Origin of the sequence: Acinetobacter sp. ANC 3882 (assembly GCF_022549545.1) — a bacterium.
GTDB lineage: Bacteria > Pseudomonadota > Gammaproteobacteria > Pseudomonadales > Moraxellaceae > Acinetobacter.
The window spans coordinates 20,721-41,751 of the sequence record NZ_JAKZGB010000006.1; the positions used below are offsets into that span (position 1 = coordinate 20,721).

The following is a 21,031-nucleotide window of genomic DNA, read 5'->3' on the forward strand; positions in this document are numbered from 1 at the left end:
TTATTGTGCAACATCGGTGTCATAAAAAGCATTACTTTGGATCAATAAAAATTGCGTCAGCTATATCGCCGTACCCTTTTTAGCGGCAAGACGATTCGACGGTATTCTACCACAATCTTGTTGTTAGGTAGCATGAGCTCTTATGTCTCTGCACAAGCAATACACGACATGTATGCAGATAACAGCTTTGAACATGCGCTTCAACAAAGCATGATTGCCGAATTTTCTCTTGCTTATGATGATATTGCAACCGCGCTACACAACTATACTGTACTTGCGATTCGAAGCAACTCGACCACCATTAAGCAACGTGCTTTAGATATCGCTTTAGAATATAACGACTTACAGTCCGCTTTGGACATTGCAACCCATTGGGTTGAACAAGAACCTAAAGATGTTCCCGCTTTATTTTATTTGTCGCATATTGCACTAAAAACACATGAGTATGAACTCGCAGCCAAGACGCTAGATAAGATTTTAAATATTGATCCGACTGCCGATCTTGAAGAAATTTTAGCAGGGATTGCACCTGAACAAGCACAAGATCGTGAGATTCTACTCAATGCACTTCGAGCAAGTGCAGAAAGGAACAATCCTTCCATTTTAGCCCTGATTGCTGGTTTAGAAGCACAAGATGGCTTGTACGAACAAGCACTGAATAATATTAATCGTGCATTACGAAAACGCTCAAAATCGACCAGCTTTATTTTAATGAAAGCCAATCTGCTAATGGCTTTACGTGATGATGAAGAAACTAAAAAGTGGTTTGAAAAAGCCAGTCTGAAAAATAAAAATAATATTGATATTCGTATGGCTGAAGCGCGTTATTACATTCAAATCAATCAGCAACAAGAAGCTTTGGATAAACTTGAAGATATCATTAAAGATCACCCAAAAGCCGAAGAAGCCCTGTTTATTGCAGGTCTGACCAGTATCGATTTAAAGCAGTATGAAAAAGCTGAACAATATCTGGTTGAATTACGTTCATCTGCAAAATACCAAAATGAGGCTTACTATTACCTTGCGATCAATGCACAACGTAAACAGCATTATGAAACCGCAAAAGCCTATTATCGTTTGGTTGATGGCAGCTTATATATTGTTTCCCGCCGTAATATGATTGCGATTTTTGAGAAACAGGGGCAGTTGAATGATGGCTTACGTTTTTTAACGCAAGAACGGGTCAACTATCCGCAACATGCAAGTTTTTTATATCAAGCGCAGGCTGACATTTTAAAGAAAATGGACAACAAAAAGGCAGCTTTGGCCTTGCTGGATGAAGCCATTAAGAGTTTACCTGATGACCCTGAACTGATTTATGCAGAAGTATTATTGCTTGATCCGTATACAGATAGAGATAAATTAGACAAAACCTTAAAACAACTTTTAACGATTGAGCCAAATAGTCCGACCTATCTGAATGCTTATGCCTACACTTTGGCACTGCAAAATCGCCGTCTCAAAGAAGCGCGTAAATACGCAGAATTGGCACTGGATTTCGCACCTGAACAAGCATCGATTTTAGATACATTGGGCTATATCGCCTTTTTACAAAATGACTTTGATACTGCGTCTAAAGTTTTAGGTCAAGCTTATTCCATTAGTGGCAATGTCAATATCGGTATCCGTTATGCCAAAGCATTGTATATGCAAGGGGCACTCACGCAATTTAGCGAGGTGTTACAGCAATTGAAACAAAAACATGCCAATGCCCCACAATTACAACAACTTGATAGCTTAATCTTACCCATCACTGTAAAAAAGAGTTAAAAGAACATGCGCTTGTTTTCAAAATTATGCGTCGCGGTATGTAGCAGTAGCGTTCTATTGTTAACTGGCTGCCAACATTTAAGCCAGCCCAATAAAGTGATTGCTTCACCCCAAATCCAAGATGAAAATAATTTTAGCTTACAGGGCAAAATTGGTGTCCGTACTCCGCAGCAATCTGGTAGTGCTTTTTTTACATGGGTACAGCAACAAGAGCAGTTTGATATTGAACTAACTGGAATTTTGGGTGTCGGAAAAACCCAGATTGAAGGTAAACCTGGTCAAGTCACCTTAAACAGTGCGAAAACAGGTCTGATTACGGCAGCTACGCCTGAAGAATTACTGGAAAAAGCGACAGGTTGGCAGGCACCGATTATGCACCTTGCCTACTGGGTACAAGCCAAGCCTGCGACTCAAAATGCACAAGCGAGCAAAGACGAACAAAATCGCTTGAAACAACTGATTGAAGATGGCTGGACTGTTGATTTCAGCTATAACGATGGCCAAACCTTGCCCAATAAACTTTTGTTGAAGCAAGCACTTGCTGATGACAAAGAAAACCGTATTACAATGGTAATTCAAAACCGATAATTTAGATTGTTTTTATGATTAGAGTGCCTTCCCCTGCCAAATTGAACTTGTTTCTGCATATCACAGGTCGTCGTGAAAATGGTTATCATGAACTACAGACCATATTTCAACTCATTGATTTATATGACTGGATGACTTTTGAGCCGCATACAGAAGAAACCATTCAAATTGTGGGCTTAAGCGAAGTCAAACTCGAACAGAATTTAATCTATCGTGCGGCACAATTATTGCGCCCACATGCAAAAAAACCATGTGGGCTCAGCATAAATATCGAAAAAAATATTCCAATGGGTGCGGGTCTTGGTGGTGGTTCATCCAATGCAGCAACCACGCTGATTGTACTCAATCAACTCTGGCAATGTGACTTAAATGAACAGCAATTGGCCGATTATGGCGTACAGCTTGGTGCAGACGTTCCGATCTTTGTTTTAGGTCGTAATGCATGGGCCGAAGGCATCGGTGAACATTTATCATTCATAGACTTAGCTCAAAAAGAATTCATAATTTTAAAACCTGACTGTTTTATCAGCACTCAACAGCTTTTTTCGCAAAAAACATTGACAAGAGATTCTAAGATCACTACATTTTGCGCCTATCAGTTAGAACCTTCTAATTTTGGAAATAACTTTGAACCTCTGGCTCGACAGTTATACCCTGAAGTAGAAGAAGCGATGCAATATTTAGATCAGTTTGGTCTAGCAAAGCTTACAGGTACAGGTGCTTGTGTTTTTATTGAAGTAACCGATGAAATGAATATAGAGCAAATTTTGCAAAACTCGCCTTGTAAATCTTACTTGGTTAATAGTCTAGCAGAATCACCTTTACGACATTTTTCAGTTACATGTTAGGGGCGTCGCCAAGTGGTAAGGCACCGGGTTTTGATCTCGGCATCCGTTGGTTCGAATCCAGCCGCCCCTGCCATATATTAAGACAGACTTGTTTTATATTGATATTTGATCAAATATATTGACATTATCATCTAAAACCTTTAAAGTTCTGCCGCATTAGGGGCGTCGCCAAGTGGTAAGGCACCGGGTTTTGATCTCGGCATCCGTTGGTTCGAATCCAGCCGCCCCTGCCATCCAAATTCATTATAAGCCAACCGCCAAGGGTGCTTCATGCCCAATCTTGTCGTTTTTAGTGGAAGTGCTCATCCACATTTCGCTCAAAAAGTCGTAAGCCATTTACATATTCCATTAGGTGCTGCTTCTGTTAGCAAGTTCTCTGATGGTGAAATTTCAGTTGAAATTACTGAGAATGTTCGTGGTAAAGACGTTTTTATCGTCCAGTCTACCTGTGCGCCTACCAATGATAACCTGATGGAAATCTTGGTTATGGCTGATGCTTTGCGTCGTGCAAGTGCTGGTCGTATCACTGCTGTCATTCCTTATTTCGGTTATGCACGCCAAGATCGTCGTCCACGTTCTGCTCGTGTACCAATTACAGCGAAAGTTGTTGCAGACATGCTCACAACCGTTGGAATTGACCGTGTGGTAATGATTGACTTACACGCAGACCAAATTCAAGGTTTCTTCGATATCCCTGTTGACAATATTTACGGTACGCCAGCGTTACTCGCTGACTTACGTCAACAACAACATCACAACCTCGTGGTGGTTTCACCTGACGTAGGTGGTGTTGTTCGTGCCCGTGCTGTTGCGAAACAAATGGGTGATATCGACTTAGCTATCATCGATAAACGTCGCCAAAAAGCAAATGAATCACAAGTGATGCATTTGATTGGTGATGTAAATGATCGTGACTGTGTCATCGTTGATGACATGGTAGATACAGCAGGTACGCTTTGCAAAGCTGCGGATGCACTGAAACAGTTTGGTGCACGCCGTGTTGTTGCTTATGCAACTCACCCTGTTCTATCTGGCAAAGCCATTGATAACCTTCGTAATTCTGTGATTGATGAATTGGTTGTTACAGATACCATTCCTCTTTCAGATGAAGCATTAAGCTTAGGCAAAATTCGCCAAGTTTCTGTTGCTAGCATGGTTGCTGAAACAATTCGTCGTATCAATAACGAAGAATCTATTAGCGCAATGTTCGATAGTTATCTATAATAGCCCAGCTTTTTTTCTTAAACCCTAGCTCGCTAGGGTTTTTCTATCACTAAACTGGTCGCAAGTTTAGTTACTCAAACTCAATGAGGATATGCCCATGGCAAACTTCGTATTAAACGCTCAAGCACGTGAAGTAGCACAACAAGGGAAAGGTTCGAGCCGCCGCCTTCGTCACGCTGCTCAAATTCCAGCAATCATCTATGGTGGTAGCGCTGAGCCTGTAACAATTACTTTAGAGCTTCGTGAAATCGTTAAAGCTTTAGAAAACAACGCTTTCTTCGAAGAAGTTATCGAAATCAAAATCGGTGACAAAGTTGAAAACGTTAAAATCCAAGCGTTACAACGTCACCCTGCTAAAAACACACCTATGCACGCTGACTTCAAACGCGCGTAAGTGTTAAAGGCGTAAATTAGTGTCAAATATTTCGCTAATTGTTGGTTTGGGCAACCCTGGAAAGGAATATGCCCAAACCCGCCATAATGCAGGTTTCTGGTTCGTAGAACAGCTTGCAGATCTTTATGGCATTTCTCTAAAAGCTGATCCAAAATTTCATGGATACAGTGGTCGTGGCCAAGTTGAAGGTCATGATGTACGCTTATTACTCCCTACCACTTTCATGAACCGTTCTGGTCAAAGTGTTGTTCCTTTCTCTAAATTCTATCAAGTTGCACCTGAAGCAATCCTGATTGCACATGATGAACTGGATATGGATCCTGGTGTTATTCGTTTGAAAACAGGTGGCGGACACGGTGGACATAATGGTCTTCGTGATATCGTTCCTCATATCGGCGCTAACTTTCACCGTTTAAGAATTGGAATTGGGCACCCTGGTGCTAAAGAGCGCGTTTCTGGTCATGTGCTCGGCAAAGCGCCTAGCAGTGAACAAGCTTTAATGGACGCAGCAATTGATCATGCCCTCTCTAAAGTGAAAATGCTTGTTGATGGACAAGTCTCACAGGCTATGAATCAAATTAACGCTTACAAGCCCGCTTAACTTAAACTGAATTGTTGATCAATCCCGCTTGCCATATTGCATTTTTAAGCGCAAAATGCGCATCAAACCGCCTATAGCCCGCGGAAATCGTGACAAGTCACCCATAAGATATTCATCTTAGGTCTTACTCAGGAGACGCTAGCCATGCTATCTCGTTTATTAAAATGTAAAATTCACCGTGCAGTTGTGACTCATGCAGAACTTCATTATGAAGGCTCTTGTGCAATTGATGGCGTATTAATGGACTTAGCAGGGATTCGTGAATACGAAGAAATCCACGTATGGAACGTAACTAACGGCAAACGCTTCACAACTTATGCAATTCGTGGTGAAGACGATTCAGGTATTATTTCAGTCAATGGTGGCGCTGCGCATCAAGCTGATGTAGGCGATTTAGTGATTATTGCGACTTTCGGTGACTTTACTGAAGTAGAAGCAAATCTTCACAAACCACGCCTTGTGTATGCAAATCCAGACAATACAGTCAATCACACCGCAAACTGTATTCCTGTGCAAATTGCATAAGCAATAAAATAGATTCTGAAAAAAGCCACTCAATATGAACTGGCTTTTTTTTATTGTGAAAAACTCCCAAATCTGCCATTTCTTAAAAATACAAAAACACTGAAAAATAAGGTCGAGTTTTACCGAACCCAACTTGTAAAACAGTGCTAGGCCTTATTCAATAAATAGACAATAACGATAATTTGAAAAATATGGATATTCTGAATATTCTCAGCAAAGTCAGCCTCTTTGCAGAATTAGATCACGCGACGCTGGAAAGCTTGGTTCCCTATTGTCATATTCGCCATCTGCAAACAGGACAACAGCTGTATTGTGCGCATGATATTGCTGATCATGTCTATATTGTTGCCTATGGCCGAGTAAAACTCACCAGCTCAGCAGGCTTACTCAGCTATTACGGTCGAAACGAAATTGTCGGTGAAATAGGTGTCATTTCCAACCAACCGCATCACTGTACAGTCAATGCCATTCGAGATACTGCTTTATTGGGTATTCCACAGCAACAGTTTTTAGATTTCATCCACGAATATCCCAAAGTTTTGTTTGCACTGTCTCGTTTAATTATTCATCGCTCTCAACCTGAGCAGCAACTTACCCATGCTATGGGACATAGTCGTACCCTTTCGGTCATTCCTGTCTCGACACATATTCCAGCCACCCATCTGGCAGAGAAACTGACAGAACATTTACAACGCTGGCCTCATGCTCGTTTAGTCACCGCAGCCCATGTAGATGCGCTGTTTGGTTCTGGGTTTAGCCAAACCCCTTTGGATTACAGTAGCGAGGATTTACAACTGCGCCAATGGCTGGCCAGCCTAGAAGAAAAGCATTGCTATGTGCTTTATGCCGCCAATAGTAGTGACGATGAATGGTCAAAACGCTGTCTCCATCAAGCAGATCGAATCCTCATATTGGCTGAAGCAAATCAAACACCGACACAGACCCCTTTATCGCATGTGCTTAATCAACATGAATGGCAAAGTCCGATTGAATTGGTCCTGTTACGCTCCGAAGGTGACCCTTCCCCACATACGCTGATTTGGAAGCAGTTGTACCATGCCCGCGCGCATTACTTTATTCATCCTTGGGCCCAAGCTGATATCTGTGCGGTTGCTCGCCAAATTTCCAGTCAGGGTGTTGGTTTGGTGCTGGGCGGTGGTGGTGCACGTGGTTTTGCCCATATCGGTTTGATTCGGGCGCTAGAACAATTACATATCCCGATTGATATTGTCGGTGGTACCAGTATGGGGGCTTTTGTCGCTGCCTTGGTTGCCTGCGGTTTTGATAGTGTTGAAATGACCCATATCGCCTATGAAACTTTTGTGGCGCGAAACTATCTCAATGACTACACCATGCCTCGCGTTTCCCTGATTCGGGGACAACGTTTCCATACCCGCCTGCATGCCATTTTTGGACATCGTCGAATTGAGGAACTCCGGCAAACCTATTACTGTATTTCAACCAACCTTACTACAGGTCAGGCAGTAATTCATGATCAAGGTGAACTGGCCACTTGGGTCGGAACCAGTATGAGCGTGCCTGGTGTTGCGCCTCCCGTGGCTTGGCATGAAAACCTGCTCTGTGATGGCGGCGTAATTAACAACCTCCCTACCGACGTAATGCAGAATCTGGAAAGAGGGACCATTATTGCCAGTAATGTCAGTCTGCATGACGATATCCGAGTCCCTGGCATCGGTTTGGACGAACCTGATCAAAGCGCCTTACTGAATTGGAATAAAATCATTAAGGATAAATTGCTACACGCACCACGACTGGCAGAAATCTTAATGCGGACAGCAACTCTAGCCAGCGACACCATGATTCAAACCGCTGCAATTGAACGTGCCAATTTACATATTCGCATGCCCATCGAAGGCATTGGCATGTTTGACTGGCATAAATTAGATACATTGGTAGAGCGAGGTTATGAGCATGCTTTAGAAACACTGCTCCCGATTCGTGAGACTTTACCAAACGCTTAATCTAGCCATGTGATGGCGTCAACGAGGATTGAATGTGATAGCGATCTAATAAACCATCCAAATATTGATAAGTTTCAGGGTCTAATTGCTGCATATAACCATCAAGAATACGATGGCATTGTTGCTGCTTTTCAACAGGCATGCGCCGCATAATGTCAAAGGTGACTTCCCATTGTGAACGTAGCAATGAGGCATAGGCAATATGATGCAATACCTCCTCATCGATCTGCGCAATTGCGGTTGCCACCGTTTGCCGTGCTTCGTCTTGCATATAATTGACAATCACCAGCATATCTGCCCATAAATCACAGCGATCTGCTGCCTCCACAATACTTTGAATAATTTCGACTTGTCTCAATGCAGGCAGATTTGCGACAAAATTTTGTGCTTGTGGTGATAAACACGCCACTACAGGCAACATATCCTCCCAAAGCTGGTCTTCCTGTGTCGCTTGAATAATCGCATTCACCACAGATTCCCCCTGCTGAACTGCCAGATCACCCAACTCCTGTTTCAAGCCATAACTGATATAACTCATTAAAGCCAAAACTTTGGGCCATACCAACCGTTGTGTCGGATCACCTACAATCAATAACGCTTGCTCGATACGCTCTTTTGGCAATACATGCACCAAATGATCAATCTGCTCACGAGATTCAATATAAAAGGCAATTTCCAGTAAATCACTTTCACTTTCGACAATCTGTGCAACATCTAATAAAACCGTGTCAGATAGCATACTGACAAAGCGCCCGATGGTCACAAAATCACGCTGCGCTAACAGAACTTGGGTAATATCGGTAATTTGATGTGTGGTCAGATAACCCAATAACTCTCTTGCTAATCTTGGATCTAAATACACCGAGATTGCAGCCACAGTTTTAGCAGGCAAATGCTTGGCGATTCGATAAGAACTTTCAGTAGGCAAATACACTGCTATTTGCGCCACGATAAACGGGTCCAAAAAGTGCTTGACCATAAAAACACTGATCCAATGCGGTAGCCAATTGACCCATGTCGCCAAATAACGGAAACGCTTTTTTTGCTGCTTTTGTAAACGCTCCAAGATCGCAAAACGAAATTGTCTTAAGCTCTCAGGTGCCAAAGGCTGCATAAAGGCCAATTGCTGCTCTGTGACCTTTAAGATGCGAGAGAGCTTGATAATTTCTGCCTGTACTGCAAGTCGAGTCATGGTGTCCCATCCTTTTATTTATCTCGAAATAGCCAACGCAGGAAAAAAGGCGTTTGATACAAACTTTGATTCAGTTTCTTGTCTTCATTTTCTATCGTTTGTTGTAATTGTTGATTAAGCCAAATCAAATCTTGATTGGATAACTGTGAAAATGTTTGAAGACTCATCACCGGCCGATGTAACTGTTGTGCCAATTGCTCTAGCTCTGTTTTATCTGCTTTCTCCATTGGAGTGATCCTTCCGCTTTATTGTTGTTTTATCTTTTGAGTCTATGCTTAATTTAAATGGATTACCAGTTTCACGGAGTAGTTAAAAAAGTTGATCCAATTCTCAGCAATTTTTTGAATTTTTATAGAACGATTCATTCTATAAAAAGTTCCCTTTTCACTTAAAAATCTGGCTATAATCAAAGCACATCGCTTCAGGGCGGGGTGAAATTCCCCACCGGTGGTAAGTTAGGCATTGTACTCAAATGACCTAATCAGCCCACGAGCCTGTATATATTTTATATACTCGCAGATTTGGTGAGATTCCAAAGCCGACGGTATAGTCCGGATGAAAGAAGACGAAACCTCCAAAACAACTTTTGGTTTGTTTTGGTGTCCGCTTATTTTTACATCAGTCCTGAAATGTTCAACCGTATCCAATTTACGAGAGCGTTTCATTATGTCTAGTTTAATCCAACCCGAACTTTTCTTTTCAGCCCTTTCCCCTGCTGAACAACGTATTCAACAAGCTTTAGAAGATATCCGCCAAGGCAAACCTGTATTGGTGATGGATGATTTTGATCGTGAAAATGAAGCTGACCTGATTATTGCTGCTGAAACCTTAACTGTCGAAACCATGGCACAAATGATTCGTGATGGTTCAGGTATTGTGTGCTTATGCTTAACTGAAACATTAGCTGATCACTTAGAGCTGCCGCCAATGGTAGTCGATAACTCTAGCCAGTTTAAAACTGCATTTACCGTGACCATTGAAGCTGCGCAAGGTGTAACGACTGGCGTATCAGCAAAAGATCGTGTGACCACTGTTCTTGCTGCAACCCAAGATGGCGCCGTTGCCAGTGATCTTAGTCGACCTGGTCATGTATTTCCATTACGCGCACGTGAAGGCGGTGTCTTAAGCCGTCGCGGTCATACCGAAGGTACGATTGATTTAGCGCGTCTGGCGGGTTTAAAGCCATCTGGGGTCCTATGCGAATTAACCAATCCAGATGGTTCTATGGCTTCAGGCATTCAAGTTTTGGCGTATGCGCAAACACATGGCTTGACCGTGATTAGTATTGAAGAACTGGTGCAATACCGTTTAAAGCACAATGTCTGATTAGACATAAAAAAGCCTCGAATCATCGAGGCTTTTTTAACAATTCATTTTATGAAACTTTACGTTCTGCATTGAGTTCATTAATACATGCAATTAATGCGCTAAATTGCGAAATTTGAGTCACTGGTTGTGCTTGAGCCAACTCTTCTGCCGTGCCATAACCATAATTCACCGCAATAGTTTCAATCGCATTGGCGCGCGCACCAATAATGTCATATTGACGATCGCCTACCATAATACACTGCTGTGCATCTAACTGTTCTTGCTCAAGAATATAGGCGATTAAATCTGCTTTGTTGGTTCGCTCGCCTGTCAGTTCACTGCCGTACATTTCGGTAAAATACTGGTCTAGATTAAAATGAACCAAGATTTGTTTCGCATAAATTGTTGGCTTTGCTGTTGCCAAAAACAAAGCATAGCCTTGTGATTGTAAGTGTTGCAAAGTCTCTGCGACCGATGGATACACTTCATTTTCAAATAAGCCGGTCACCGAGAAACGCTCACGATAAGCAAGCAAGGCCAGCTCAGCCAGATCATCATCTTGGGTATTCAGTAATTTTGCCAGAGAAGCTTTCAATGGCGGACCAATGGTCCAGTCCAGATTAACCTCACCAGCCAAAGGCTGGCCTAACTTTTCTAAAGCAAAACGAATTGAACCATGAATCCCTGTTTTAGGATCGGTTAAAGTCCCATCTAAATCGATTAGAATATTTTTGATCGTCATTCGCTCAATCTCTTACAGCCTTACACAACGCAGTCGAGAGTTTCTCGAAACTTCCTTATACTACCGTAGATTGCAGAATAAAAGGAAATTGCAGTGCGTCCTACCGTACTTTGTTTTTCAGGGCTAGATCCATCTGGGGGTGCTGGCTTACAAGCAGATATTGAAGCGATTGGGCAAAGTGGTGCACATGCTGCAATTGCATGTACCGCTTTGACGATTCAAAACTCACAACAAGTATTTGGTTTTGAAGCAACTTCAAAAGCGTTACTACTCGCGCAAGCAAATGCGGTGGTGGATGATTTACCAATTAAATGTGTAAAGTCAGGCATGTTAGGCACGACAGACAATATTGCTGCGCTGGCTGAATTTTTACGTGAACATCCCGATTATCTCTATGTGCTCGATCCAGTTTTAGTGGCAAATAGCGGTGGTTCACTGGGTGATCAAGCCACATTAGTCAAAGCCTTTGTCGAACTAATTCCCTTGGCAACGGTGATCACACCGAATACAGTTGAGTTAAGAGCCCTAACAGGTGTGGATGATATTGAACAAGCCACACAAAAACTTTTTGAAATGGGCGCTAAAGCGGTATTGGTCAAAGGTGGTCATGAAGATACCCCTGATCATATCCGTAATGTACTCTATGCCGATGGTAAAATGATTGCAGAAAGCCGTTGCACTCGTTTAGAAGGTCAATACCATGGTTCAGGCTGCTCTTTGGCAAGCTTTATCGCGGGTCGTTTGGCGCTTGGTGATTCATTAAAAATTGCAGTTCAACATGCGGAAACGTGGCTATTTGGCGTGTTAAAACATGCCGAAACACCTGTACCGAATGGGCAAAAGATTCCAAAACGTTTTTAGGCTACGTTGAAAGTGATCGATTTTCTGGAAATGATCAAATAAAAAAAGGCGCATTCAGCGCCTTTTTTAGTGTCCACACATTATTGTGGAATACGCAACACTTGACCTGGGAAAATATCATCTGCATTTTTGAGTAATGGACGATTCGCCTCAAAAATTTTATTGTACTGGTTTGGATCACCATAATATTCTTTTGAAATCTTAGACAAATTGTCACCTGATTTCACGGTATAGAATTTACTTTCTGGCTCAGGGGTCTCCACACTAAGCTGATCATCAACTTGTGCTACATGATCAATATTTCCGACAGCAAGCACAATCTTTTCTTTATCTGCTTGAGTTTTAACCTGCCCTTTAATCGTTGCTGTATCGGTATTACCATTATATGTGACCGATAAGCCATCAACTGGAAGACCTAAACTTTTAATCAAACCTAATAATTTATTCGCAATCTCTTGAGCTGATGGTTCAGCTGGCGTTGCTGGTGCAGCTTGTGGCTCTGCAGGCGCTGTATTCTTCTTACCAATACCTTTAACAAAATCAAAAAGACCCATTGTTATTTCCTCTGTAATTATTAATTGCATATAGTCAAAATAGACCTACATCTAGTTATACAGAAAAAATAAATGGCTCAAGTTTCAATTTAACGCGGTCTTGTAAATATATGTATATTAAATTAGAACTCGATGAAAAACATTCTGTTGCAAAACATATTGGGACAAAAAAGCCACCTTTCGGTGGCTTTTGATCATGCAAGATGATTAACCAAGTTTCTTAGTTACGTAATCGATTGCAGATTGAACAGTTGTGATTTCATTTGAATCTTCATCTGGAATCGTGATGTCAAAATCATTTTCAAAAGACATTACAAGTTCAACCAAATCTAAAGAGTCAGCACCTAAGTCATCCATGAAAGATGCTTCGTTTTTAATCTCTTCAGCACGCATACCTAATTGTTCAGCTACTGCTTGTTTGATGCGTTGTTCGATATCGCTCACAGGAATTCTCCTCATTGCTTGTGGCGTTTTAATTTGCCACTAGTTTAATTGAATATAAGATTTTTTTAAAGTTTATACATCGCCACTTAGGCCATGTATAGACCACCATTTACGTGTAAAACTGTACCAGTAATGTAACTAGCCTTATCGCTCGCCAAGAAACTCACTGCATTTGCAATATCTTGAGGTTCACCTAGACGATTTAAAGCTACTTGATCAGTCATTTTTTTACGAATATCTTCGCTTAACTGATCAGTCATTTCAGTGGCAATGAAACCAGGTGCAACACTGTTCACTGTAATCTGACGGCTACCCATCTCTTTGGCTAAGCTACGACTGAATGCTTCAATCCCTGCTTTTGCTGCTGAGTAGTTCGCTTGCCCAGGGTTCGCAAAATGTGCAACCACTGAACTAATATTAATAATGCGGCCAAAACGTGCTTTGGTCATGCCTTTCAATACACGCTTAGACAAACGGTAAACCGCTTTCAGATGAATATTGAGAATGTCATCCCAATCATCTTCAGACATACGCAGCAGCAAATTGTCTTTGGTAATACCTGCATTGTTGACCAATACCAGCACCGAACCATATGTTTGCTCGATGTCTGAAACCAGTGCATCAATCGCTTCGCCATTGCGGACATCAAGTACAGCACCTGTCCCATGTTCAGCAAAGCTTTCTGTCAGCTTTTGCGCGCCTGCTTCAGAAGTTGCGGTACCAACCACAAAAAAACCGTCTTGAATGAGTTGCTGTGCAATCGCTGCGCCAATGCCTCGGCTTGCTCCTGTCACTAACGCAACTTTTCGTTGTTGTGTCATGCAATTTTTCCTTCTGCCACTAACACTGCGTTTAGGGCATCTTCCATACGTGCTTTGCTATCTAGGGCAAATGCTTTTTCTATGTTCGGTAATCGCTTAGCAAGATTACTCAGCACCGTACCTGGTCCACATTCAACCATGTACTGGATACCTTGATCTTGCAGATATTGCATCGTACGCGTCCATTGTACTGATTGGTACAATTGAGCCGTTAACGCCTGACGTAATTGAGCAACATCTGTCGCGATTTCCGCGTTGACATTTTGTATTACAGGAAGGCATGGTAGCTCAATGGCAGTTTGTTCCAAAGCTTCAGCAAACTTTTCTGCCGCTGGTTTCATTAAAGTGCAATGAGATGGTACAGAAACAGGCAATGCAATTGCTTTACCTGATTGTTCTTTTGCTTCCGCCATCACCTGGTGAACCAATGCAGCACTACCAGCAATTACGACTTGGCCTTGTGCATTATAATTTGCAGCTTCAACTGAACCTTGACCCGCAGCAGATGCATTTTGACAAAGCTCAACCACTTTCTCATCAGCCAAACCCAGAATTGCAGCCATTGCACCCTCACCAGAAGGAACAGCACTCTGCATCAGCTTGCCACGCAAATGAACCAGTTTAACGGCATCAGCCAAGCTCATTGCTTCCGCAGCAACAAGCGCACTGTATTCTCCCAAAGAGTGACCCGCCAAGTATTTCGGCACAATACCACCCAGCTCTAACCATACACGCCATAGCGCAATACTTGCGGTCAGTAACACAGGTTGTGTATTTTCAGTTTGGTCCAAGCCTTCACCCGTTTGGGCAATCTGCCAAAGGTCAAAACCTAGCGCAGCCGATGCCTCAGCAAATGTATCTTGAACGACACCAAACTGCTCTGCAAGTTCAGCCAGCATACCTGCTTTTTGAGAACCCTGACCCGGAAAAACAAATGCTGTTTTTGTTGCTTGAGCAGCCTGCTCAAGTCGTTTAGTCGACATATAAAAATCCTTAAATTAGTCTACCGCCAATTTTATCAACACTCATAATTCTACATGAGAATGACAATAGACTCTTTAGCGATGCGGCAATTTAACATTGATTAATTCTTTTTATAATTGCGAAAAACAACAAAAAAGGGAGCTTTCGCTCCCATTTTTTCTATACTTTAAGCTAACGCTTAATGCATATAGTTCAATTATTCAGCATCAGCTGCTTTAGCGAATAATTGACGACCACGGTAAATACCGTCTTTAGTCACGTGGTGACGACGATGAGTTTCACCAGTAGTTTGGTCTACAGATAATGCATTCTCGGTTAAAGCGTCATGTGAACGGCGCATGTCACGGCGAGAGCGACTTTTACGGTTTTGCTGAACGGCCATGATGGCTCCTTACAAAGATCGAAAAAATGGATCAGAACAAATTCAGTTGTCTTAACTCAACATTATAACATAAATTATGAGTTAAGTTTACCCTTCAGACCTGCCAAAACATCAAACGGGTTATCCCGTTTCTCTTCGACAACATCTGGAGTGGCAGGTTGATGCTTATGCTCACAAGCATCATGCTTAGGAGATAAAGGCACCAACAATAACAGCTCATCTTCTAGTAGTGCGAGCAAATCTATCACTGCAGGTGCATCATAATCACCTTTTTTTGAAGATTCACTTTCACCTAGAACGATGAAATCAGCATCCTCATCCAATCGCTCTATCAGTGACTCATCATCAATCAAAGCTAAATGAAAGTCTGAAACCAATTCAATTTCAACGGCTTCCAAACAACGTTGGCAGACCATTGGAACTTTGGCTTCAGTGTGTCCATCTAACCATACAATACGATGATAGATATCCATTGATAGCTTACAGTCTATGTTGATCAATTGATCATCAATTGAACCAACAGCTTCTCGAGCAATACGAGCAAAGCGAGACAATGGCAGTGTTCCTGACCATGTAAAGCCCTGTTCAGCCCATTTAAATGGCTCGATTTGGCTTGGAAAAGTATTTGCTGACATAATTAAGGCGGCAATTCTACAAATTCATCGGTACTCTGTCAAAGATTAAGATACAATTTTGTACTTCTTTAGACAGAACTCGGGGTAAATTAAGCAATGTACCTGTTGCAGCCGCAACTTGAAGTAACATCTTCATTACTTGTAAGCACCCATTCAACCTCTGTTCCTGTGTTAGCGCTAGATCAAGTGCAACGTTCATCTTGGCAAAAGGTAACAACAGAACCAGAACAGGTCGATTGGCTTATTTTACACTTTAATCACTGGTTTTCCCACCATAATGTCACACTAGTTAAAGGTGATTTTGAACCAGAGTATTTCCCAGCTACTTCTGAGCACCCTGCAAAGATCCAATTTGCCCATGGTTTCTTCAATAGTGCCCTACATGAAATCAGCCATTGGAGCATTGCTGGCGAGCAACGCCGCCTACTTTCCGACCTGGGTTATTGGTATGCGCCTGATGGACGAAGTTCAGAACAACAGACACTGTTCGAACAAGTTGAAATAAAACCTCAGGCTATAGAATGGCTATTTGCGACTGCTTTTGGTCGAAAATTCCGCGTGTCACTGGATAACTTAACCGGCGATGGCGGTAATGGCGATCAATTTAAAGATCATGTTTTTGCGCAAGTACAACGTTATTTTTCTGGCGAAGCAAAATTACCGCGTGATGCAGCACATTTCATTCATTACATCTGCGTGTCTACCCGCTATGGAACACCATTACAACTCGATGAATTTAAACGTGAACACCTTGATTAAATGACAAAATTATCACATCTAAGACTTGCAACATGCCCCTAACAAGTTTCATACTGAATTTAGCCGTATAAATCAGGGAGTTAAAATAATGTTGCATTTACATATTCATCCTGAAAATCCACAGGCGCGCTTAATCACACAAGCAGTAGACCGTATCCGTGCAGGTGATGTTGTGGTCTATCCAACAGATGCTGCATACGCAATCGGCTGCCAAATCGGAAATAAAAATGCGATGGAACGCATTGCACAAATTCGTGGTTTGGGACCCAAGCACCAGTATGCCATCATGTGTTGTGATTTATCCGATATTGCCACGTATGCCAAAGTCGATAACGCGATGTATCGGTTGTTAAAAAATAATACGCCAGCAGTCACTACTTTTATTTTGCCCGCGACCAGTGAAGTACCTAAACGTTTAATGCACCCAAAGAAAAAAACCATTGGTTTACGTATTCCAAGTAATCCCGTGGCTCAGGCGCTATTAAAAGAACTCGGTGAACCACTCTTAACCAGTACCCTCATTTTACCTGATCAAAAAGATCCGCTGGATGATCCCTTTGATATTGAAAATCAGCTTGGTAAACGTATTGATGTGTTTATTGATAGTGGCTTCGGTACGTTATCCACCACTAGTATCGTGGATTTATCTGGAGAAAACCCTGAAGTTATCCGTCGTGGTGTCGGTGATGTCAGTGCTTTTGAGTAATTCAATTGCTATTGCTTACTGAACAGATGCAGCCTGTTCGCTAGGAGCACTTTGTGCTGCTGGGGCAGCACTTGGGATAAAGGTGACTTCTTTCGCTTCTTCAATCACTTCACCTTGTTTAGCATCCCGTATTTTATGGAAGTTTGGGCATTCTGAAACTCTTTGTTGAAAGGAAAATAATTCTTTCCCAAACTTATCTTTAATCGTCAAATAAAAAGTTACTCTGTCCTGTTCAAAAATATTCAACATAGCCAAACGTGGTGTAGCTTCCATCGCAGTCAACCCATTTAATTGACTACACCAAGCCTTTTGAAATGCTTGTTTATCTAACAGTTCAGGAATCGGAACAGCATCAACCAAAAAGTTTTGATAAATACGAATGTTGGGATATTGATTTAAAAAATCAATTTGTAAACCTTGTGGTTGTCTAGATGAAATTTCCTTTTTTGTCTCATCTGCCCAAGTCGTTTTTAAATATTCTCTCGCTTCTTTTTCATATTTATATGATTGATATTTGGGATAAATCACTTGCCAAAATATCGCCAATATCCCAAATACAATAAGGATGTTTTTCATTCAAAGTTAGCCCTAATAACAATGGATTTAAAAAAGTTCTAATCTAAAAACCTACAAACTGGAGATTAAATTAAATCTAGGCAATACTCAGTTTTAACACTTGAAATTCAGGACATTGTGAAAGTACTTGCTTGTGTTCCATCAAAACATTCCCTAAACGATTTTTAACAATATAGGTCATCACGACATTATCCTGCTCGATCACACTTACAACAGCTTTCGCCTTGTCTTTATATTTATTATCTTGCTGAGGTAATTGAGAAAAATATCCACAGGCTAGCTTCTGACTATTTTCTAGTAATTTGGGTTTAATAAAAGCTTCAGCCTCTTGAGGAAGATCCTGTGTAAAATTCATATAAAAGAAAATATTAGGATACTGATTTAAAATATCACTTTTGATCGGTAAACCTTTAGAAGCAGTTTGCATCTCAGGAGTAATGGCAAGATTTTTTAAACTATTTCTTTCTTGTTCCTCAAATTCATATTGCCAATATTTTTCAGTACCAAAATATAATGCCGCAATAATTGCTACCCCACCAACAACGAACTTAAAATTCATTTTGTATTTCTCTCTTAATATTTAATTTTATAATTCATGAGTTCACACTCACTTAATGATCGAGTTATTATTTATAAATATTTATTAAATTCAAGAAAATAAGCTAAAAATAAATCAAAAAAACTTACTTTTCCGATGACTAGATAATCAACCTCAATTTTATGATGAATGCTTTAAAAATAGGATAAGTGAATTTTAACAATCGCACATTATTCTTCAAAAAAATCTGACAATCGCTGTTTCTGAAAACCTTGCGCATCAAAATTATCAGGGCTTAACCACTGCTGATAGATTTTTTCCAATGCGAGCCATTCTTCATCAATAATCGAAAACCATGCCGTATTGCGGTTATACCCTTTTGTAATTCGATCTTGACGAAATAATCCTTCATACTGAAAACCAAAACGTAAAGCAGCCGCTTTAGACGGTGCATTACAATCATCACATTTCCATTCCACTCGTCGAAAACCATGGGCAAAACATTGTTGTAACAGTAAGAAGATCACTTCGGTTGAAGCCTTGGACTTTTTCATTTTATGGGAAAAATAGACATTGCCAATTTCGATCACACCTTGTTCAAGTCTTGGATTTAACAAGGCAATCCAACCTTGTATCTCACCATCTACATCAATCAAAAAATGAGTTGAACCTTTAAAACCAAATAGATTTTGTAATTTGTCTTTTAATGTTTCTCTGTTCTGTGGTGCGGAATAAGGTAAATAGGTCCAACATGCTGCATTCGGCTCTGTGGATACTGCTTCCCAAATCTGACTTGCTGCTTGATCAGAAATTTCATCGGCAATATGAATCAGTTTGACGTATTGACCCACCAAATTTTCATTGATTGCTTGGCTAGGCATATCGCTTTCGACGGAGAAACCAATACTTTGTCCAAACTGGTTCTGTTGTGTTTTTAAATATTTTTTCATCGCAATTTATAATTTAATAAAAATAATGATTTCGTTGCTAATTTAAGCATAAGTTTTTTATATGCCCTAGCTCATCGTATATAAATAAAGAAAATACCCTGAGAAGTTTAAGGTTTTTGTAAGCTAGTAATTTATTAAATTGGGGATTTCGATTAGAATAGGCGTGCTCTCGGTAGCATGTGCCCTTTTTGCACACAAAATTATATCTTTCATGCTTTTGAAAATTCGCGTGGCTCATAACGGTAATGAATCAAATTCTCCCTTCAACAGCTTTGGAGTTAACACCTTCCATTCGTGTCCTTGACGAGTGGCAAGAAGTCATACCCGAAGATTTGTATATACCGCCCGCTGCGTTTGAAATTTTACTCGAACAATTTGAAGGTCCTTTAGACTTTCTGATCTATCTGATTCAAAAAAACGGCTTTAACTTATTACAGCTCGATATTTCACCGATTGCCACGCAATACTTATCCTATATGGATAGTATGAAATCGCTCAATATCGAACTAACGGCTGATTATATGGTGATGGCAGCATTACTCGCAGATTTGAAATCGCGTTTACTGCTCCCAAAACCTGCGGCTGTTGATCAATTTGAAAAAGATCCAAAGCAAGAACTGATTGATCGTTTAGAAACCTATTTACGTATTAAGCAAGCAGCTGAAAGATTAGGACAAATGCCAATCTTTGAGCGCGATACCTTTAGCACCAACGTGAGTATTGGACACATTGCCCCCATTTATGAAGGTTATGATGTCGATGCATTACGTGATGCTTTATTCTGCGTATTCAATCGCCCTGAACCGATCACCCATGTCGTGGCTCAGGAACCCGTATTGTTAGAAGAACGGATTGCTTTTATTGAAAGCCAACTGGCATCAGGCGAGGCTTTAAGTTTTATTGAATTATTAAATCCCCAACAAGGTCGTATGGGTATGGTGGTGACCTTTATGGCGGTACTTGAGTTAACACGTCAGCAAAAGATTCAGATTATTCATAGTGGAATTGAAGCTCCTTTGACCATTCAAGGAGTTGCAGCATGAGTTTAGAGCAACTTGATCAAAATGAAGGCATGTCACTCGAAGACATTCATCATGATGTTTTATTGCAAATTGAAGCAATCTTGTTTGCCAGTGACTCACCAGTTTCACTTGCCCGACTAAAAGAAGCCTTTCAAAACCAATATAATAAACAGCAATTACGCTTTTTTTTACAGCAGTTGGCGATGTTACAACATGGTCGCTCAATTGAACTAATTGAAACTGCACAAGGTTTTCGTTTTCAGGTGCGTGCAAAGTATAGAAATATCATTGCACAAGTTTGGCCAGAGCGTCCGACTAAATTGTCACCTTCATTACTCGAAACAGTCGCAGTAATTGCATATCATCAGCCCGTAACTCGTGCTGATATCGAACAAATCCGTGGTGTATCCAACAATAGCCAAATCTTGAGAAATCTTTTTGACTGGAACTGGATTAAAGAAGCTGGTTTCAGAGATTTGCCTGGAAGACCTGCGTTGTTAGTTACAACGCCCCAATTTTTAAATGCATTTGGTTTAGCATCGCTAGGTCAATTGCCTCCCCTGCAGAACGCCAAGGAAGCATTCATGACACTCGACGCACATGCGCCGAAGTCCTGAGAAAGGTG

26 protein-coding genes, 2 tRNA genes and 1 riboswitch are annotated in these 21,031 nt (G+C 41.1%); of the genes, 16 read left to right on the forward strand and 12 right to left on the reverse strand.

Annotation, left to right across the window (positions count from 1 at the left end):
- Positions 1 to 51: 51 nt before the first annotated feature.
- The 10 genes from MMO42_RS12105 (at position 52) to MMO42_RS12150 (ending at position 7,932) form a co-directional block, all read left to right on the forward strand.
- A complete protein-coding gene (locus MMO42_RS12105; RefSeq protein WP_241320698.1) occupies positions 52 to 1,770 on the forward strand; it encodes a tetratricopeptide repeat protein in 1,719 nt (572 codons plus the stop codon).
- A gap of 6 nt (positions 1,771 to 1,776) precedes the next feature.
- Entirely contained in the window at positions 1,777 to 2,358 is a 582-nt protein-coding gene (gene lolB / locus MMO42_RS12110) for a lipoprotein insertase outer membrane protein LolB (RefSeq protein ID WP_241320699.1), read from the forward strand.
- A gap of 14 nt (positions 2,359 to 2,372) precedes the next feature.
- Positions 2,373 to 3,206 (forward strand): 4-(cytidine 5'-diphospho)-2-C-methyl-D-erythritol kinase, encoded by an 834-nt coding sequence (gene ispE, locus MMO42_RS12115; protein WP_241320700.1) that lies wholly within the window; start codon positions 2,373 to 2,375, stop codon positions 3,204 to 3,206.
- Positions 3,205 to 3,279 (forward strand) — tRNA-Gln (locus MMO42_RS12120). The genes ispE and MMO42_RS12120 overlap by 2 nt, the downstream gene beginning before the upstream one ends.
- A gap of 85 nt (positions 3,280 to 3,364) precedes the next feature.
- Positions 3,365 to 3,439 (forward strand) — tRNA-Gln (locus MMO42_RS12125).
- 37 nt (positions 3,440 to 3,476) lie between these two features.
- Positions 3,477 to 4,430, forward strand: a complete 954-nt coding sequence (locus MMO42_RS12130) for a ribose-phosphate pyrophosphokinase (RefSeq protein ID WP_005210915.1) — start codon at positions 3,477 to 3,479, stop codon at positions 4,428 to 4,430.
- 97 nt (positions 4,431 to 4,527) lie between these two features.
- Positions 4,528 to 4,824 (forward strand): 50S ribosomal protein L25, encoded by a 297-nt coding sequence (rplY, locus tag MMO42_RS12135; protein WP_004655250.1) that lies wholly within the window; start codon positions 4,528 to 4,530, stop codon positions 4,822 to 4,824.
- 19 nt (positions 4,825 to 4,843) lie between these two features.
- Positions 4,844 to 5,425, forward strand: a complete 582-nt coding sequence (gene pth / locus MMO42_RS12140; protein ID WP_241320701.1) for an aminoacyl-tRNA hydrolase — start codon at positions 4,844 to 4,846, stop codon at positions 5,423 to 5,425.
- Between the two features lie 144 nt (positions 5,426 to 5,569).
- The gene (panD, locus tag MMO42_RS12145; RefSeq protein WP_004655255.1) at positions 5,570 to 5,950 is read left to right on the forward strand and encodes an aspartate 1-decarboxylase; all 381 of its coding nucleotides are present in this window, start codon (positions 5,570 to 5,572) and stop codon (positions 5,948 to 5,950) included.
- A 191-nt stretch (positions 5,951 to 6,141) separates the two neighbouring features.
- A complete protein-coding gene (locus MMO42_RS12150; protein WP_241320702.1) occupies positions 6,142 to 7,932 on the forward strand; it encodes a patatin-like phospholipase family protein in 1,791 nt (596 codons plus the stop codon).
- Between the two features lies 1 nt (position 7,933).
- Here the strand turns inward: MMO42_RS12150 and MMO42_RS12155 are convergent, their stop codons facing one another.
- Complete coding sequence (locus MMO42_RS12155; protein ID WP_241320703.1) at positions 7,934 to 9,124, reverse strand: hypothetical protein; 1,191 nt, start codon at positions 9,122 to 9,124, stop codon at positions 7,934 to 7,936.
- Positions 9,125 to 9,138: 14 nt separating this feature from the next.
- Positions 9,139 to 9,351, reverse strand: coding sequence for a hypothetical protein (locus MMO42_RS12160; RefSeq protein ID WP_241320704.1), 213 nt, complete (start codon positions 9,349 to 9,351; stop codon positions 9,139 to 9,141).
- A gap of 187 nt (positions 9,352 to 9,538) precedes the next feature.
- Positions 9,539 to 9,695: riboswitch (FMN riboswitch) on the forward strand.
- Positions 9,696 to 9,790: 95 nt separating this feature from the next.
- Between MMO42_RS12160 and ribB the strand changes: the two genes are divergently transcribed.
- On the forward strand, positions 9,791 to 10,450 hold the full coding sequence (gene ribB / locus MMO42_RS12165) for a 3,4-dihydroxy-2-butanone-4-phosphate synthase (protein WP_241320705.1): 660 nt from the start codon (positions 9,791 to 9,793) through the stop codon (positions 10,448 to 10,450).
- A 49-nt stretch (positions 10,451 to 10,499) separates the two neighbouring features.
- On the opposite strand, the gene MMO42_RS12170 is transcribed toward ribB, so the two are convergent.
- Positions 10,500 to 11,174: an HAD-IA family hydrolase gene (locus MMO42_RS12170; protein ID WP_241320706.1), complete on the reverse strand. Its 675-nt coding sequence runs from the start codon at positions 11,172 to 11,174 to the stop codon at positions 10,500 to 10,502.
- A 93-nt stretch (positions 11,175 to 11,267) separates the two neighbouring features.
- On the opposite strand from MMO42_RS12170, the gene MMO42_RS12175 reads away from it, so the two are divergent.
- A complete protein-coding gene (locus MMO42_RS12175; RefSeq protein WP_241320707.1) occupies positions 11,268 to 12,035 on the forward strand; it encodes a hydroxymethylpyrimidine/phosphomethylpyrimidine kinase in 768 nt (255 codons plus the stop codon).
- An 80-nt stretch (positions 12,036 to 12,115) separates the two neighbouring features.
- On the opposite strand, the gene lysM is transcribed toward MMO42_RS12175, so the two are convergent.
- The 6 genes from lysM to MMO42_RS12205 all read right to left on the reverse strand — a co-directional run bounded on the left by lysM (position 12,116) and on the right by MMO42_RS12205 (position 15,855).
- On the reverse strand, positions 12,116 to 12,589 hold the full coding sequence (gene lysM, locus MMO42_RS12180; protein WP_005151042.1) for a peptidoglycan-binding protein LysM: 474 nt from the start codon (positions 12,587 to 12,589) through the stop codon (positions 12,116 to 12,118).
- Positions 12,590 to 12,796: 207 nt separating this feature from the next.
- A complete protein-coding gene (acpP, locus tag MMO42_RS12185) occupies positions 12,797 to 13,033 on the reverse strand; it encodes an acyl carrier protein (RefSeq protein ID WP_004655272.1) in 237 nt (78 codons plus the stop codon).
- Between the two features lie 86 nt (positions 13,034 to 13,119).
- Positions 13,120 to 13,854, reverse strand: coding sequence for a 3-oxoacyl-ACP reductase FabG (fabG, locus tag MMO42_RS12190; RefSeq protein WP_241320708.1), 735 nt, complete (start codon positions 13,852 to 13,854; stop codon positions 13,120 to 13,122).
- On the reverse strand, positions 13,851 to 14,837 hold the full coding sequence (gene fabD / locus MMO42_RS12195; RefSeq protein WP_241320709.1) for an ACP S-malonyltransferase: 987 nt from the start codon (positions 14,835 to 14,837) through the stop codon (positions 13,851 to 13,853). The genes fabG and fabD overlap by 4 nt, the downstream gene beginning before the upstream one ends.
- A 197-nt stretch (positions 14,838 to 15,034) precedes the next feature.
- Positions 15,035 to 15,220, reverse strand: a complete 186-nt coding sequence (rpmF, locus tag MMO42_RS12200) for a 50S ribosomal protein L32 (RefSeq protein WP_004638135.1) — start codon at positions 15,218 to 15,220, stop codon at positions 15,035 to 15,037.
- Positions 15,221 to 15,294: 74 nt separating this feature from the next.
- Complete coding sequence (locus MMO42_RS12205) at positions 15,295 to 15,855, reverse strand: YceD family protein (RefSeq protein WP_005151051.1); 561 nt, start codon at positions 15,853 to 15,855, stop codon at positions 15,295 to 15,297.
- A 96-nt stretch (positions 15,856 to 15,951) separates the two neighbouring features.
- On the opposite strand from MMO42_RS12205, the gene MMO42_RS12210 reads away from it, so the two are divergent.
- Positions 15,952 to 16,614, forward strand: coding sequence for an elongation factor P hydroxylase (locus MMO42_RS12210; RefSeq protein WP_241320710.1), 663 nt, complete (start codon positions 15,952 to 15,954; stop codon positions 16,612 to 16,614).
- 88 nt (positions 16,615 to 16,702) lie between these two features.
- The gene (locus MMO42_RS12215; protein WP_005292189.1) at positions 16,703 to 17,320 is read left to right on the forward strand and encodes an L-threonylcarbamoyladenylate synthase; all 618 of its coding nucleotides are present in this window, start codon (positions 16,703 to 16,705) and stop codon (positions 17,318 to 17,320) included.
- 15 nt (positions 17,321 to 17,335) lie between these two features.
- Here MMO42_RS12215 and MMO42_RS12220 read toward each other — a convergent pair whose 3' ends face one another.
- The 3 genes from MMO42_RS12220 to MMO42_RS12230 all read right to left on the reverse strand — a co-directional run bounded on the left by MMO42_RS12220 (position 17,336) and on the right by MMO42_RS12230 (position 19,384).
- Positions 17,336 to 17,896, reverse strand: coding sequence for a hypothetical protein (locus MMO42_RS12220; RefSeq protein ID WP_241320711.1), 561 nt, complete (start codon positions 17,894 to 17,896; stop codon positions 17,336 to 17,338).
- Between the two features lie 76 nt (positions 17,897 to 17,972).
- Positions 17,973 to 18,455, reverse strand: coding sequence for a hypothetical protein (locus MMO42_RS12225; protein ID WP_241320712.1), 483 nt, complete (start codon positions 18,453 to 18,455; stop codon positions 17,973 to 17,975).
- A 209-nt stretch (positions 18,456 to 18,664) separates the two neighbouring features.
- Positions 18,665 to 19,384, reverse strand: a complete 720-nt coding sequence (locus MMO42_RS12230; RefSeq protein ID WP_241320713.1) for a GNAT family protein — start codon at positions 19,382 to 19,384, stop codon at positions 18,665 to 18,667.
- Between the two features lie 245 nt (positions 19,385 to 19,629).
- On the opposite strand from MMO42_RS12230, the gene MMO42_RS12235 reads away from it, so the two are divergent.
- A complete protein-coding gene (locus MMO42_RS12235) occupies positions 19,630 to 20,427 on the forward strand; it encodes a ScpA family protein (RefSeq protein ID WP_241320714.1) in 798 nt (265 codons plus the stop codon).
- A complete protein-coding gene (gene scpB, locus MMO42_RS12240) occupies positions 20,424 to 21,023 on the forward strand; it encodes an SMC-Scp complex subunit ScpB (RefSeq protein ID WP_241320715.1) in 600 nt (199 codons plus the stop codon). Before MMO42_RS12235 ends, scpB begins: the two co-directional genes overlap by 4 nt.
- Positions 21,024 to 21,031 lie beyond the last annotated feature (8 nt).